We start from the raw sequence: 14,682 nt of genomic DNA on the forward strand, positions 1-14,682 counted from the left end.
GGAGCTTGATGTTCGACACGGTGCTGGTGGCCAACCGCGGTGAGATCGCGGTGCGGGTCATCCGGACCCTGCGCTCGATGGGCGTGCGCTCGGTGGCGGTCTTCTCCGACGCCGACGCGGACGCCCGGCACGTGCGGGAGGCCGACGAGGCGGTACGGATCGGACCGGCGCCGGCGTCGGAGAGCTATCTGTCCGTCGAGCGGCTGCTTCGGGCGGCGGCGCGGACGGGCGCGCAGGCCGTCCACCCGGGGTACGGCTTCCTCGCCGAGAACGCCGGTTTCGCGCGGGCCTGCGAGGAGGCGGGGCTGGTCTTCATCGGGCCGTCCGCCGACGCGATCGCCCTGATGGGCGACAAGATCCGGGCCAAGGAGACGGTGCAGGCGGCCGGGGTGCCGGTGGTGCCCGGCTCCAGCGGCAGCGGCCTGACGGACGCGCAGCTCGCCGACGCCGCCCGGGAGATCGGCACGCCGGTGCTGCTCAAGCCGTCGGCCGGCGGTGGCGGCAAGGGCATGCGGCTGGTCCGGGACGCCGCCGTGCTCACCGACGAGATCGCCGCCGCCCGCCGCGAGGCCCGCGCCTCCTTCGGCGACGACACGCTCCTCGTGGAGCGGTGGATCGACCGGCCCCGGCACATCGAGATCCAGGTCCTGGCCGACGGCCACGGGAACGTCGTCCACCTGGGCGAACGCGAGTGCTCGCTCCAGCGCCGGCACCAGAAGATCATCGAGGAGGCGCCCAGCGTGCTCCTCGACGAGGCGACCCGGGCCGCGATGGGCGAGGCGGCCGTGCAGGCGGCGCGCTCGTGCGGCTACCGGGGCGCGGGCACGGTGGAGTTCATCGTGCCGGGCGAGGACCCCTCGCGGTACTTCTTCATGGAGATGAACACCCGCCTCCAGGTCGAGCACCCGGTGACCGAGCTGGTCACCGGCCTGGACCTGGTGGAGTGCCAGCTGCGGGTGGCGGCGGGCGAGCCGCTCGGGTTCGCGCAGGAGGACGTCCGGCTGACCGGGCACGCCATCGAGGCCCGTCTGTGCGCCGAGGACCCCACGCGCGGCTTCCTCCCCTCCGGCGGCACGGTGCTGCGCCTGCACGAGCCGGACGGCGACGGCATCCGCACGGACTCCGGGCTCAGCGAGGGCAGCGAGGTCGGCAGCCTCTACGACCCGATGCTGTCCAAGGTGATCGCGTACGGCCCCGACCGCGCCACCGCCCTGCGCAAGCTCCGCGCGGCCCTCGCCCGCACGGTCACGCTGGGCGTGCAGACCAACGCCGGGTTCCTGCGCCGGCTCCTCGCCCACCCGGCGGTGGTGGCGGGCGAGCTGGACACCGGGCTGGTGGAGCGCGAGGTCGACGGCCTCGTCACCACCGACGTACCGGAGGAGGTGTACGAGGCGGCGGCTGCCGTACGGCTGGACGCGCTGCGTCCGCGCGGGGACGGCTGGACTGACCCGTTCTCGGTGCCGAACGGCTGGCGCATGGGCGGCGAGCCGAAGCCGGTCACCTTCCACCTGCGGATCACCGACCCGGTGGAGCACACCCCGCGCGGCACGCACACCGTCACCGAGGACCGCGTGTCCGTGACGTCGGACGGCGTCCGGCACACCTTCCACCGCGCCGCCGACTGGCTGGGCCGCGACGGCGACGCCTGGCACGTGCGCGACCACGACCCGGTCGCGGCCTCCCTCACGGGCGCCGCCCGCGCGGGCACCGACTCGCTGACCGCGCCCATGCCGGGCACGGTGACGGTGGTGAAGGTCGCCGTCGGCGACGAGGTGAGCGCGGGGCAGAGCCTGCTGGTCGTGGAGGCGATGAAGATGGAGCACGTCATCTCCGCCCCGCACGCCGGCACGGTCGCCGAGCTGGACGTGGCACCGGGCACGACGGTCGCCATGGACCAGGTGCTCGCGGTCATCACACCCACCGGCGACGGCGAGGAGGAGACGGCGTGAACGCCCCCGGACTGGGCCTGCCCATGGCCGTACCGGCCGAGGGTCTGCCCGCCCGCGTCCGCATCCACGAGGTCGGCGCGCGCGACGGCCTGCAGAACGAGAAGGCGACCGTCCCGGCGGAGGTGAAGGCGCAGTTCATCCGCCGCCTGGCCGGTACGGGCCTGACCACCATCGAGGCGACGAGCTTCGTGCACCCCAAGTGGGTACCCCAGCTGGCGGACGCGGAGCAGCTCTTCCCGGCGGTCGCGGACCTGCCGGTCGCCCTCCCCGTCCTGGTGCCGAACGAACGCGGCCTCGACCGCGCGCTCGCGCTCGGCGCCCGGCGGGTCGCGGTCTTCGCCAGCGCCACGGAGTCCTTCGCCAAGGCCAACCTCAACCGGACGGTGGACGAGGCGCTGGCCATGTTCGAGCCGGTGGTGGCGCGGGCGAAGGACGCGGACGTCCACGTCCGCGGCTACCTCTCGATGTGCTTCGGCGACCCGTGGGAGGGCGCGGTCCCCGTCGAGCAGGTGGTGAAGGTCTGCCGGGCCCTGCTGGACATGGGCTGCGACGAACTGAGTCTCGGCGACACCATCGGGGTGGCGACCCCCGGCCACGTGAGCGCCCTGCTCACCTCCCTCACCGACGCCGGCGTTCCCGTGGGCGCGCTCGGCGTCCACTTCCACGACACCTACGGCCAGGCGCTGTCGAACACCTACGCCGCCCTCCGGCACGGCGTGACGACCGTCGACGCCTCCGCGGGCGGACTGGGCGGCTGCCCCTACGCGAAGTCCGCCACCGGCAACCTCGCCACCGAAGACCTCGTGTGGATGCTGCGCGGCCTCGGCATCGACACCGGGGTCGACCTCGGCTCTCTCGTCGCCACCAGCGTCTGGATGGCCGCCCGCCTGGGCCGGCCCAGCCCGTCCCGCACCGTACGAGCCCTCGCGGGCTCGGGCGCCGACTCCCACAAGGAGCGTTGACAGCCATGGACCACAAGCTCTCCCCCGAACTCGAAGACCTGCGCCGCACCGTGGAGGAGTTCGCCCACGACGTCGTGGCACCCAAGATCGGCGACTTCTACGAGCGGCACGAGTTCCCGTACGAGATCGTCCGGGAGATGGGCCGCATGGGCCTGTTCGGCCTGCCCTTCCCGGAGGAGTACGGCGGCATGGGCGGCGACTACCTCGCCCTCGGCATCGCCCTGGAGGAGCTGGCCCGGGTCGACTCGTCGGTGGCGATCACGCTGGAGGCGGGCGTCTCGCTGGGCGCGATGCCGGTCCACCTGTTCGGCACCGAGGAGCAGAAGCGGACGTGGCTGCCCCGGCTGTGCTCCGGCGAGATCCTCGGCGCCTTCGGCCTGACCGAGCCGGACGGGGGCAGTGACGCGGGCGCGACACGGACCACGGCCCGGCTCGACGAGGCGACGAACGAATGGGTGATCAACGGCACCAAGTGCTTCATCACCAACTCCGGCACGGACATCACCGGTCTGGTGACCGTCACGGCGGTCACCGGACGCAAGCCCGACGGCCGGCCCCTGATCTCGGCGATCATCGTGCCGTCCGGCACCCCGGGCTTCACGGTGGCCGCCCCCTACTCGAAGGTCGGCTGGAACGCGTCGGACACCCGTGAGCTGTCCTTCGCCGACGTCCGGGTCCCGGCGGCGAACCTGCTGGGCGAGGAGGGTCGCGGGTACGCGCAGTTCCTGCGCATCCTCGACGAGGGGCGTATCGCCATCGCCGCGCTGGGCACGGGGCTGGCGCAGGGCTGCGTGGACGAGTCGGTCAGGTACGCGAAGGAACGTCACGCCTTCGGCAGGCCCATCGGCGCCAACCAGGCCATCCAGTTCAAGATCGCCGACATGGAGATGAAGGCCCACACGGCCCGCCTCGCCTGGCGCGACGCGGCCTCCCGGCTGGTGACGGGCGATCCGTTCAAGAAGGAGGCGGCGCTGGCGAAGCTGTACTCGTCGACGGTGGCGGTGGACAACGCCCGGGACGCCACGCAGATCCACGGCGGCTACGGCTTCATGAACGAGTACCCCGTGGCCCGCATGTGGCGGGACGCGAAGATCCTGGAGATCGGCGAGGGCACGAGCGAGGTCCAGCGGATGCTGATCGCGCGTGAGTTGGGGCTGGTCGGCTGAGGTGCGGGACGTCCGGGCGGGGTCGGTCACGGCCCCGCTCTATGGACAAGATCTGAGGTTAGGCTAACCTACCTTCGACTTGTCCCGCGGAGGCTCCGCACCGTTCGAAAGCAGCCACACCATGCCCAACGCCAGAGCTACCCACCTGACCCGCCGCGGAATCCTCGCCGCGGGCGGCGCCCTCGGCCTCGGTGCCGTGCTCACGGCCTGCGGTGACGACGACGCGAAAAGCGGTGGCTCGGGCGACGGGACGGCCGCCGCCGAGTCCGGCCCCTGGTCCTTCAAGGACGACCGCGGCACGACCGTGAAGCTGGACAAGGTCCCGACGAACATCGTCGCCTTCACCGGTGTCGCCGCCGCCCTCTGGGACTACGGCATCCAGGTCAAGGGCGTGTTCGGGCCCACCACCACCAAGGACGGCAAGCCCGACGTGCAGGCCGGCGACATCGACGTCGACAAGGTCACCGTGCTCGGCAACGAGTGGGGCAAGCTCAACGTCGAGAAGTACGCCACCCTCGCCCCCGAGGTGCTCCTCACCACGACGTTCGACACCGCGGGCACCCTCTGGTCGGTCCCCGAGGATTCGAAGGACAAGGTCGCCAAGCTCGCCCCGAGCGTCGCGGTCTCCGTCTTCGACCGCCAGCTCACCCAGCCGCTCCAGCGCATGTGGGAGCTGGCCGAGTCGCTCGGCGCGGACATGAAGGCCAAGAAGGTCACCGACGCCAAGGCAGCCTTCGAGAAGGCCGCGGCCCGGCTGCGCGCCGCCGCCAAGGCGAAGCCCGAGATCAGGGTGCTGGCCGGCTCCGCGAGCCCCGAGCTCTTCTACGTCTCCGGCACCAACCTCTCCGTCGACCTGGAGTACTTCAAGGCCCTCGGCGTGAACTTCGTCGAGCCCTCCGAGGCGGCCAAGAAGGCGACCGGCGGCTGGTTCGAGTCCCTGAGCTGGGAGAACGTCGACAAGTACCCGGCCGACGTCATCATCATGGACGACCGCGCCTCGACCATCCAGCCCGCCGACATCACCGAGGGCACCTGGAAGCAGCTCCCCGCGGTCAAGGCCGGCCAGGTCATCTCCCGCTCCCCCGAGCCGATCCTGTCCTACGACAAGTGCACGCCGCTCCTCGACAACCTGGCCGAGGCGATCGAGAACGCCAAGAAGGTCGGCTGACCTTCCCCCTTCTCCCCCGGAGCCCTTCATGACGACGGCCGTGGCCGCCCCGTTCCGTTTCTTCTCCCTCCAGGTCGTACGGACGAGGCGGCTCGGCCCGTCCCTGGCCCGGGTCACCTTCGCGGGCCCCGACCTGCATGCCTTCCACTCCGACGGGCGGGACCAGTCCCTGTCGCTGTTCCTGCCGCACCCGGGCCAGCCGGAGCCCGCCGTTCCCGTCGAGCTGGGATGGGAGTCCCCCCGCTCGGGCGAAGCCGGGAGCGGGGGAGGCTGGTGGCAGGCGTGGCGTGAACTGCCGGACGACGTGCGGGCGGTGATGCGCTCGTACACGCTCAGAGCGCTGCGGACCGGAGAGGACGGGCACACCACCGAGATCGACATCGACTTCGTGCTGCACGGCGTCGAGCCCGGGTCGCCGGTCCAGGCGGGCCCCGCCGCCCGCTGGGCAGCCGGCGCCGCCCCCGGCGACCGGGTCGTCATGCTCGGCCCGGCGGTCGCCGACAACCGGGCGATCCGCTTCCGGCCGCCCGCGGACACCGACCTGGTGGTGATCTGGGGCGACGAGACCGCCGTACCGGCCGCCTGCGCCGCCGTCGAGTCGCTGCCGGCCGGCACCCGCGCCCGGGTCTGGCTGGAAGTGCCGCACGCCGAGGACGTACAGGACCTCCACACGGCGGCGGAGGCCGAGGTCACCTGGCTGGTCAAGGGCGCCGCCGCCGGTCCGGAGGCCACCCTCGCCACCCTCCGCGCGGCCGAACTGCCGCCCACCACGCACCCGTACGTCTGGATCGCCGGCGAGTCCGGCCGCGTCAAGCGGCTGCGCCGGCACTTCGTGGGCGAGCGCGGCATCGACCGCCGCCGCGTCACCTTCGTCGGCTACTGGCGCCAGGGGCTGACGGAGGAACAGCTCCGCGAGCAGGGCTGACTCTCCGCGCCCTCACGGCGCCCCAACTCACCCTCCGTGACACACGGGTGGGGCGCGAGTGACGGCAGTCACGTAGTGGTGCCCGTTTGATCGATCATAATTAGGTTAGGCTAACCTAAGTCGAAGCCAGGGCTCCGCCCTCTCCCGTCCCTCTCGGACCGTCCCCACCGGAGGACCCCCACATGCGCTCGCACCTGCTCAACGACACCACCGCGGAGCAGTACCGCCGCTCCGTGACCGAAGGAGTCGAGCGGGTGGCCGCCAAACTCGCCACCACCGACCGCCCGTTCACCGGTGTCACCGTCGACGCACTCTCCCCCCGCATCGACGAGATCGACCTCGACAAGCCGCTGCACGACACGGCCGCGGTCCTCGACGAGCTGGAGGACGTCTACCTCCGCGACGCCGTCTACTTCCACCACCCCCGCTACCTCGCCCACCTCAACTGCCCGGTCGTCATCCCGGCCGTGGTCGGCGAGGCGGTGCTCTCCGCCGTCAACTCCTCCCTGGACACCTGGGACCAGTCGGCCGGCGGCACGCTCATCGAGCGGAAACTGATCGACTGGACCACCGCCCGCATCGGCCTCGGCCCGGCGGCCGACGGCGTCTTCACCTCCGGCGGCACCCAGTCCAACCTCCAGGCGCTGCTGCTGGCCCGCGAGGAGGCGAAGACCGAGAACTTCGCCGACCTGCGTGTCTTCGCCTCCGAGGTCAGCCACTTCAGCGTGAAGAAGTCGGCGAAACTGCTCGGTCTCGGCCCCGACGCCGTCGTCTCGATCCCCGTCGACCACGACAAGCGCATGCAGACCGTCGCCCTCGCCCGGGAACTGGAGCGCTGCGCGAAGGACGGCCTGGTCCCCATGGCCGTCGTCGCCACCGGCGGCACCACCGACTTCGGCTCCATCGACCCGCTGCCGGAGATCGCCGGCCTGTGCGAGCAGTACGGCGTGTGGATGCACGTGGACGCGGCCTACGGCTGCGGACTGCTCGCCTCCCTGAAGTACCGGGACCGCATCGACGGCATCGAGCGGGCCGACTCGGTCACCGTGGACTACCACAAGTCCTTCTTCCAGCCGGTGAGTTCGTCGGCGGTACTGGTCAGGGACGTGGCCACCCTGCGCCACGCCACCTACCACGCGGAGTACCTCAACCCGCGCCGCATGGTGCAGGAACGTATCCCCAACCAGGTGGACAAGTCCCTCCAGACCACCCGCCGCTTCGACGCGCTCAAACTGTGGATGACCCTGCGCGTCATGGGCGCCGACGGCATCGGACAGCTCTTCGACGAGGTGTGCGACCTGGCCGCCGAGGGCTGGAAACTGCTCGCCGCCGACCCCCGCTTCGACGTCGTCGTCGAGCCGAGCCTGTCCACCCTGGTCTTCCGCTACATACCGGCGGCCGTCACCGACCCCTCCGAGACCGACCGCGCCAACCTGTACGCCCGCAAGGCCCTGTTCGCCTCCGGCGACGCCGTGGTCGCGGGCACCAAGGTGGCCGGGCGGCACTACCTGAAGTTCACCCTGCTCAACCCCGAGACGACCACGGCCGACATCGCCGCCGTCCTCGACCTGATCGCCGGCCACGCCGAGCAGTACCTGGGAGAGTCCCTTGACCGCGCTTCCTGAAGCCAGTGCCCCGTACGACTTCGTGGGGATCGGCCTCGGCCCCTTCAACCTCGGCCTCGCCTGCCTCACCGAACCCATCGCCGAGCTGAACGGCGTCTTCCTGGAGTCCAAGCCGGACTTCGAGTGGCACGCCGGGATGTTCCTGGACGGCGCCCACCTCCAGACCCCGTTCATGTCGGACCTGGTCACGCTCGCCGACCCGACGTCCCCGTACTCCTTCCTCAACTACCTGAAGGAGAAGGGCCGGCTGTACTCGTTCTACATCCGGGAGAACTTCTATCCGCTCCGGGCCGAGTACGACGACTACTGCCGCTGGGCCGCGAACAGACTGAGCGGCGTCCGCTTCTCCACGACGGTCACCGAGGTGACGTACGACGAGCGGGACGAGCTGTACGTCGTGGCGACGACGGGCGGCGACACGTACCGCGCCCGCCGCCTCGTCCTCGGCACCGGCACCCCGCCGCACATCCCGGACGCCTGCCGGGGCCTGGCCGGTGACTTCATCCACAACTCCCGCTACATGCAGCACAAGGCGGAACTGCAGAAGAAGAAGTCGATCACCCTGGTCGGCAGCGGCCAGTCCGCCGCCGAGATCTACTACGACCTGCTGAGCGAGATCGACGTCCACGGCTACCGGCTGAACTGGGTGACCCGCTCCCCGCGCTTCTTCCCCCTCGAGTACACCAAGCTCACGCTGGAGATGACCTCCCCGGAGTACGTGGACTACTACCACGCGCTGCCGGAGGACACCCGCTACCGCCTCACCGGCGAGCAGAAGGGCCTGTTCAAGGGCATCGACGGCGACCTGATCAACGAGATCTTCGACCTGCTCTACCGGAAGAAGCTCGGCGGCCCCGTCCCCACCCGCCTGCTCACCAACTCCGCGCTGACGAGCGCCCGGTACGCCGACGGTACGTACACCCTCGGCTTCCGGCAGGAGGAGCAGGGCAAGGACTTCGAGATCGACACCGAGGGCCTGGTCCTGGCCACCGGCTACAGGTACGCCGAGCCGGAGTTCCTCAAGCCCGTGCGGGACCGGCTGCGCTACGACTCCCGGGGCAACTTCGACGTGGCCCGCAACTACGCCGTCGACGTCACGGGAAGCGGCGTGTTCCTGCAGAACGCCGGTGTCCACACGCACAGCATCACCAGCCCCGATCTGGGCATGGGTGCCTACCGCAACAGCTACATCGTCCGAGAGCTGCTCGGCACCGAGTACTACCCGGTCGAGAAGACGATCGCGTTCCAGGAGTTCAGCGCATGAGCACCACCACCCCCACAGTCGCCGGCATCGGCGCCCTCACCCTCCGCCCCCTCGACCCGCTGAAGGACGCCGGGCTGCTGCACGCGTGGGTCACGCACCCCAAGTCCGCGTTCTGGATGATGCAGGACGCGAAGCTGGTCGACGTCGAGCGCGCCTACATGGAGATAGCCGCCGACGAGCACCACCACGCGTACATCGGCCTGCACGACGGCGTACCCGCCTTCCTGATGGAGAAGTACGACCCGGTCCACCGCGAGCTGACCGGCCTGTACGAGCCCGAGCCGGGCGATGTCGGCATGCACTTCCTGGTCGCCCCCACCGACCGGCCCGTGCACGGCTTCACCCGCGCCGTGATCACCGCGGTCATGGCCGAGCTGTTCGCCGACCCGGCGACCGCCCGCGTCGTCGTCGAGCCGGACCTCGGCAACAAGGCCGTCCACGCCCTGAACGCGGCCGTCGGATTCGTGCCCGAGCGCGAGATCCAGAAGCCGGAGAAGAAGGCGCTGCTGAGCTTCTGCACCCGCGAGCAGTTCGAGAAGGCGGTGTCCGCATGAGCCTCGCCGACGCCGTCGCCCACCTTTCCCCCGAACGCTGGGAGCAGGCCAACCGCCTCCTGATCCGCAAGGCGCTCGCCGAGTTCACGCACGAGCGGCTGCTCACGCCCGAAAGCTCCACGGGCGGCGCGTACGTCGTCCGCGGCGACGACGGCAAGACCGAGTACCGCTTCACCGCCACCGTCCGCGCCCTGGACCACTGGCAGGTGGACCCGGACTCGATCACCCGCCACCGTGACGGCACCGAGCTCCCGCTCGCCGCGCTGGACTTCTTCGTCGAGCTGAGGGAGACGCTGGGCCTGAGCGAGGAGATCCTGCCCGTCTACCTGGAGGAGATCTCCTCCACCCTCTCCGGCACCTGCTACAAGCTGACCAAGCCGAAGCTCACCTCCGCCGAGCTGGTGAACGGTGACTTCCAGGCCGTCGAGACCGGCATGACCGAGGGCCACCCCTGCTTCGTCGCCAACAACGGGCGGCTCGGCTTCGGCATCCACGAGTACCTGTCGTACGCCCCCGAGACCGCGAGCCCCGTCCGGCTGGTGTGGCTGGCCGCGCACCGCTCACGGGCGGCGTTCACGGCCGGTGTCGGGATCGAGTACGAGTCCTTCGTCCGGGACGAGCTGGGCGAGGCGACCGTCGACCGCTTCCACGGCGTCCTGCGCGGGCGGGGCCTGGACCCGGCCGACTACCTGTTCATCCCGGTCCACCCCTGGCAGTGGTGGAACAAGCTCACCGTCACCTTCGCCGCCGAGGTCGCCCGCGGGTACCTGGTCTGCCTCGGCGAGGGCGACGACGAGTACCTGGCCCAGCAGTCGATCCGCACCTTCTTCAACACCAGCCACCCCGAGAAGCACTACGTGAAGACGGCCCTGTCCGTCCTCAACATGGGCTTCATGCGGGGCCTGTCGGCGGCGTACATGGAGGCGACCCCGGCCATCAACGACTGGCTCGCCCAGCTCATCGACAGCGACCCGGTGCTGAAGTCGACGGGCCTGACGATCATCCGGGAGCGGGCGGCCGTCGGCTACCGGCACCTGGAGTACGAGCAGGCCACCGACCGCTACTCGCCGTACCGCAAGATGCTGGCCGCGCTGTGGCGCGAGAGCCCGGTGCCCTCCCTCCAGGACGGCGAGTCCCTCGCCACCATGGCCTCCCTCGTCCACGTCGACCACGAGGGCGCCTCCTTCGCGGGCGCGCTGATCGAGCGGTCGGGGCTCGCGCCCACCGAGTGGCTGCGGCACTACCTGCGGGCCTACTACGTCCCGCTGCTGCACAGCTTCTACGCCTACGACCTGGTCTACATGCCGCACGGCGAGAACGTGATCCTGGTCCTGAAGGACGGGGTCGTGCAGCGCGCGGTCTACAAGGACATCGCCGAGGAGATCGCGGTGATGGACCCGGACGCGGTGCTGCCCCCGGAGGTCTCCCGGATCGCGGTCGAGGTCCCCGAGGACAAGAAGCTCCTGTCGATCTTCACGGACGTCTTCGACTGCTTCTTCCGCTTCCTCGCCGCGAACCTCGCCGAGGAGGGGATCGTGGAGGAGGACGTCTTCTGGCGCACGGTCGCGGAGGTCACCCGCGAGTACCAGGAGTCGGTGCCGGAGCTGGCCGACAAGTTCGGCCGGTACGACATGTTCGCGCCCGAGTTCGCGCTGTCCTGCCTCAACCGGCTCCAGCTGCGCGACAACAGGCAGATGGTGGACCTCGCCGACCCGTCCGGCGCGCTCCAGCTCATCGGCAGCCTGAAGAACCCCATCGCGGGCCTGTAGCGACGGCCCCGCACAGACGGGCGGGCACCCCGGAGACGGTCCTCCGGGGTGCCCGTCGGGTTCCGCGGACTCTGCCGGGGGACGGAGGACGGCGAAACGGCACCTCGACGTCCGTTTCCCGCGCCGCCGCCGTACGCGGAAGCGATGGAACAATCCCCGCATGGCGGAAATCATCCAGAAGGACGGAACGTGGGTCTTCGACGGCGACACCCTGCGGCTGACTCCCGGACGGGACAAGAACGTCAGCCTGCTCCGCAGGGAACTGGGTGAACTGCTCGTCCCGCTGACGGCGTTGGCGGGCATATCCTTCGAGCAGGGCAAGAAGTCCGGGCGGCTGCGGCTGCGCCTGCGGGACGGCGCCGACCCCCTGCTGCACGCGACCGGCGGCCGGCTGACCGAGCCGCACGACCCGTACCAGCTGACCGTGGAGTCCGACCGGTACGGCGTCGCCGAGTACTTCGTGGACGAGGTGCGCAACGCCCTGCTGCTCGACCAGGTTCCGTCCGGCCCCGTGGACGCCTACCTGCTGCCCGGCCCCTCCGTCCCGCTGTCGGTGTCCGCCGGGGACGGCGTCGCGAGCTTCGACGGCGAGCGCGTACGCCTGGAGTGGAAGTGGCAGGCGGAGGACGCCAAGTCGGCCGCGGGCCCGCGCACCCTGCCGCTGTCGGACATCGTCTCGGTGGAGTGGCAGCCGACGGTCGGTCTGGAGAACGGCCACCTCCGCTTCACCGTGCGGGCCGCGCCGACCAAGGCACCGCCCAAGTACGACCCGAACGCCGTGGAGCTGTGGGGCTTCAAGCGGGACCCGCTGATGGCCCTGGTGGCCGCGGCCGTGCAGGCCCGCCTCCCGCACCCGGCCGCCGCCTCCGCCATCCCCGCGGGCCCGGAAAGCGCCCGGCCCGCCGAGGACGCGCCCGCTCCGGCCCCCGCCGCCGAGGACGATCACGACGCGCTGCTGCGACGCCTGCGCGAACTGGGCGAACTGCACCGCTCCGGAGTGCTGACCGACGAGGAGTTCAGCCAGGCCAAGCAGGCGGTACTGAAGCGGATGTAGACGTACCAGTGGACACACACCGAGAAGGCCTGCCCGAAATCGGGCAGGATTCTTGCGAAACCCTCACCCGTACCTCAGGATCTACCGGGTGCACGACGAACTGGTTGATCATCTGACGCGGTCCACTCCCCTGAACCGGGGCGAGGCGCTGCGCGTGATCCAGGACGTGCTCGCCTACTTCGACGAGACGACCGAGGAATACGTCCGTCGCCGCCACCGCGAGCTCCAGGCCCAGGGCCTGGTGAACGCGACGATCTTCGAACGGATCGAGGCGGACCTGAAATACCGGGCGGTCGCACCGCCGGAGCTGTCGCTCCGCCAGCTGCGCCGCATCGTCTACGGCTGAGAAGCCGAAGAGGGACACGAGGTTTACGTATACATGTGCGGAATCGTCGGATACATCGGCAAGCGTGATGTCGCTCCCCTGCTGCTGGAGGGCCTCCAGCGCCTGGAGTACCGCGGCTACGACTCGGCGGGCATCGTCGTCACGTCCCCGAAGGCGGCCGGGCTGAAGATGGTCAAGGCCAAGGGCCGGGTCCGTGACCTGGAGGCCAAGGTCCCGGCACGCTTCAAGGGCACCACCGGCATCGCCCACACCCGCTGGGCCACCCACGGCGCCCCGTCCGACGAGAACGCCCACCCGCACATGTCGGCCGACCAGAAGGTCGCCGTCGTCCACAACGGCATCATCGACAACGCCGCCGACCTGCGCCGCAAACTGGAGGCGGACGGCGTCGAGTTCCTCTCCGAGACCGACACCGAGGTCCTCGTCCACCTCATCGCCCGCTCCGAGGCCGCCAAGCTCGAGGACAAGGTCCGCGAGACCCTCCGGGTCATCGAGGGCACGTACGGCATCGCCGTGATGCACGCCGACTTCCCCGAGCGCATCGTCGTCGCCCGCAACGGCTCGCCGGTCGTCCTCGGCATCGGCGAGAAGGAGATGTTCGTCGCCTCGGACATCGCCGCGCTGGTCACCCACACCCGCCAGATAGTCACCCTCGACGACGGCGAGATGGCCACCCTCAAGGCCGACGACTTCCGCACCTACACCACCGAGGGCACCCGCACCACGTCCGAGCCCACCACCGTGGAGTGGGAGGCCGCCTCCTACGACATGGGCGGCCACGACACGTACATGCACAAGGAGATCCACGAGCAGGCCGAGGCCGTGGACCGCGTACTGCGCGGCCGGATCGACGACCGCTTCTCCACCGTGCACCTCGGCGGCCTCAACCTGGACGCCCGCGACGCGCGTGCCGTGCGCCGCGTGAAGATCCTCGGCTGCGGCACCTCGTACCACGCGGGCCAGATCGGCGCCCAGATGATCGAGGAGCTGGCCCGCATCCCCGCGGACGCCGAGCCCGCCTCCGAGTTCCGCTACCGCAACGCGGTCGTCGACCCCGACACCCTCTACATCGCCGTCTCCCAGTCCGGTGAGACGTACGACGTGCTGGCCGCCGTGCAGGAACTCAAGCGCAAGGGCGCCCGCGTCCTCGGCATCGTCAACGTGGTCGGCTCGGCGATCGCCCGCGAGGCCGACGGCGGCATGTACGTGCACGCCGGGCCCGAGGTCTGCGTCGTCTCCACCAAGTGCTTCACCAACACCTGCGTCGCCTTCGCGCTGCTCGCCCTGCACCTCGGCCGCACCCGCGACCTGTCCGTGCGCGACGGCAAGCGGATCATCGAGGGCCTGCGCAAGCTGCCCGCGCAGATCGCCGAGATGCTGGAGCAGGAGGAGGACGTCAAGAAGCTGGCCGCCCAGTACGCCGACGCCCGCTCGATGCTCTTCATCGGCCGCGTGCGCGGCTACCCGGTCGCCCGCGAGGCCTCCCTGAAGCTCAAGGAGGTCTCCTACATCCACGCCGAGGCCTACCCGGCCTCCGAGCTCAAGCACGGGCCGCTCGCCCTGATCGAGCCGGCCCTGCCGACGGTCGCGATCGTGCCGGACGACGACCTGCTGGAGAAGAACCGCGCGGCCATGGAGGAGATCAAGGCCCGCAGCGGCCAGATCCTCGCCGTCGCCCACCAGGAGCAGGAGAAGGCCGACCACACCATCGTCGTCCCGAAGAACGAGGACGAGCTGGACCCGATCCTGATGGGCATTCCGCTCCAGCTCCTCGCCTACCACACGGCCCTGGCCCTGGGCCGGGACATCGACAAGCCGCGCAACCTCGCCAAGTCGGTGACGGTGGAGTAGGTCCTGCCGGCAGGACACCGGCAGGGCCTCGGCGTCCAGAACGGCCCCC

General features: G+C 70.6%; 12 protein-coding genes. All 12 read left to right on the plus strand.

Going from position 1 to position 14,682, the window contains the following annotated elements; translation table 11 throughout:
* Positions 1-8 precede the first annotated feature (8 nt).
* The 12 genes from ACH4F2_RS01910 to glmS all read left to right on the plus strand — a co-directional run bounded on the left by ACH4F2_RS01910 (position 9) and on the right by glmS (position 14,633).
* A complete protein-coding gene (locus ACH4F2_RS01910) occupies positions 9-1,949 on the plus strand; it encodes an acetyl/propionyl/methylcrotonyl-CoA carboxylase subunit alpha (RefSeq protein ID WP_398130894.1) in 1,941 nt (646 codons plus the stop codon).
* Positions 1,946-2,911 (plus strand): hydroxymethylglutaryl-CoA lyase, encoded by a 966-nt coding sequence (locus ACH4F2_RS01915; protein ID WP_398130721.1) that lies wholly within the window; start codon positions 1,946-1,948, stop codon positions 2,909-2,911. Before ACH4F2_RS01910 ends, ACH4F2_RS01915 begins: the two co-directional genes overlap by 4 nt.
* Before the next feature lie 5 nt (positions 2,912-2,916).
* Positions 2,917-4,077, plus strand: a complete 1,161-nt coding sequence (locus ACH4F2_RS01920; protein ID WP_398130722.1) for an acyl-CoA dehydrogenase family protein — start codon at positions 2,917-2,919, stop codon at positions 4,075-4,077.
* A gap of 121 nt (positions 4,078-4,198) precedes the next feature.
* On the plus strand, positions 4,199-5,245 hold the full coding sequence (locus tag ACH4F2_RS01925) for an ABC transporter substrate-binding protein (protein WP_398130723.1): 1,047 nt from the start codon (positions 4,199-4,201) through the stop codon (positions 5,243-5,245).
* 28 nt (positions 5,246-5,273) lie between these two features.
* Entirely contained in the window at positions 5,274-6,170 is an 897-nt protein-coding gene (locus tag ACH4F2_RS01930) for a siderophore-interacting protein (protein ID WP_398130724.1), read from the plus strand.
* A 182-nt stretch (positions 6,171-6,352) separates the two neighbouring features.
* A complete protein-coding gene (gene desA / locus ACH4F2_RS01935; RefSeq protein ID WP_398130725.1) occupies positions 6,353-7,795 on the plus strand; it encodes a lysine decarboxylase DesA in 1,443 nt (480 codons plus the stop codon).
* Entirely contained in the window at positions 7,779-9,059 is a 1,281-nt protein-coding gene (locus tag ACH4F2_RS01940) for a lysine N(6)-hydroxylase/L-ornithine N(5)-oxygenase family protein (RefSeq protein ID WP_398130726.1), read from the plus strand. The genes desA and ACH4F2_RS01940 overlap by 17 nt, the downstream gene beginning before the upstream one ends.
* A complete protein-coding gene (locus tag ACH4F2_RS01945) occupies positions 9,056-9,613 on the plus strand; it encodes a GNAT family N-acetyltransferase (protein ID WP_398130727.1) in 558 nt (185 codons plus the stop codon). Before ACH4F2_RS01940 ends, ACH4F2_RS01945 begins: the two co-directional genes overlap by 4 nt.
* Complete coding sequence (locus ACH4F2_RS01950; RefSeq protein WP_398130728.1) at positions 9,610-11,382, plus strand: IucA/IucC family protein; 1,773 nt, start codon at positions 9,610-9,612, stop codon at positions 11,380-11,382. Before ACH4F2_RS01945 ends, ACH4F2_RS01950 begins: the two co-directional genes overlap by 4 nt.
* A 160-nt stretch (positions 11,383-11,542) precedes the next feature.
* Positions 11,543-12,436, plus strand: coding sequence for a DUF4429 domain-containing protein (locus ACH4F2_RS01955; protein ID WP_398130729.1), 894 nt, complete (start codon positions 11,543-11,545; stop codon positions 12,434-12,436).
* An 88-nt stretch (positions 12,437-12,524) separates the two neighbouring features.
* The gene (locus ACH4F2_RS01960; protein WP_398130730.1) at positions 12,525-12,782 is read left to right on the plus strand and encodes a hypothetical protein; all 258 of its coding nucleotides are present in this window, start codon (positions 12,525-12,527) and stop codon (positions 12,780-12,782) included.
* Between the two features lie 33 nt (positions 12,783-12,815).
* Positions 12,816-14,633 (plus strand): glutamine--fructose-6-phosphate transaminase (isomerizing), encoded by a 1,818-nt coding sequence (glmS, locus tag ACH4F2_RS01965; RefSeq protein WP_398130731.1) that lies wholly within the window; start codon positions 12,816-12,818, stop codon positions 14,631-14,633.
* Positions 14,634-14,682 lie beyond the last annotated feature (49 nt).

The organism is Streptomyces sp. NPDC017890, from assembly GCF_044328675.1.
Lineage (GTDB): Bacteria > Actinomycetota > Actinomycetes > Streptomycetales > Streptomycetaceae > Streptomyces.

Excerpts from the sequence above, each read along its gene's own strand:
- ACH4F2_RS01950 (WP_398130728.1), top strand. The coding sequence starts at position 9,610 with ATGAGCCTCGCCGACGCCGTCGCCCACCTTTCCCCCGAACGCTGGGAG.
- ACH4F2_RS01930 (WP_398130724.1), top strand. The coding sequence starts at position 5,274 with ATGACGACGGCCGTGGCCGCCCCGTTCCGTTTCTTCTCCCTCCAGGTC.
- glmS (WP_398130731.1), top strand. The coding sequence starts at position 12,816 with ATGTGCGGAATCGTCGGATACATCGGCAAGCGTGATGTCGCTCCCCTG.
- ACH4F2_RS01955 (WP_398130729.1), top strand. The coding sequence starts at position 11,543 with ATGGCGGAAATCATCCAGAAGGACGGAACGTGGGTCTTCGACGGCGAC.
- ACH4F2_RS01945 (WP_398130727.1), top strand. The coding sequence starts at position 9,056 with ATGAGCACCACCACCCCCACAGTCGCCGGCATCGGCGCCCTCACCCTC.
- ACH4F2_RS01910 (WP_398130894.1), top strand. The coding sequence starts at position 9 with ATGTTCGACACGGTGCTGGTGGCCAACCGCGGTGAGATCGCGGTGCGG.
- ACH4F2_RS01920 (WP_398130722.1), top strand. The coding sequence starts at position 2,917 with ATGGACCACAAGCTCTCCCCCGAACTCGAAGACCTGCGCCGCACCGTG.
- desA (WP_398130725.1), top strand. The coding sequence starts at position 6,353 with ATGCGCTCGCACCTGCTCAACGACACCACCGCGGAGCAGTACCGCCGC.
- ACH4F2_RS01925 (WP_398130723.1), top strand. The coding sequence starts at position 4,199 with ATGCCCAACGCCAGAGCTACCCACCTGACCCGCCGCGGAATCCTCGCC.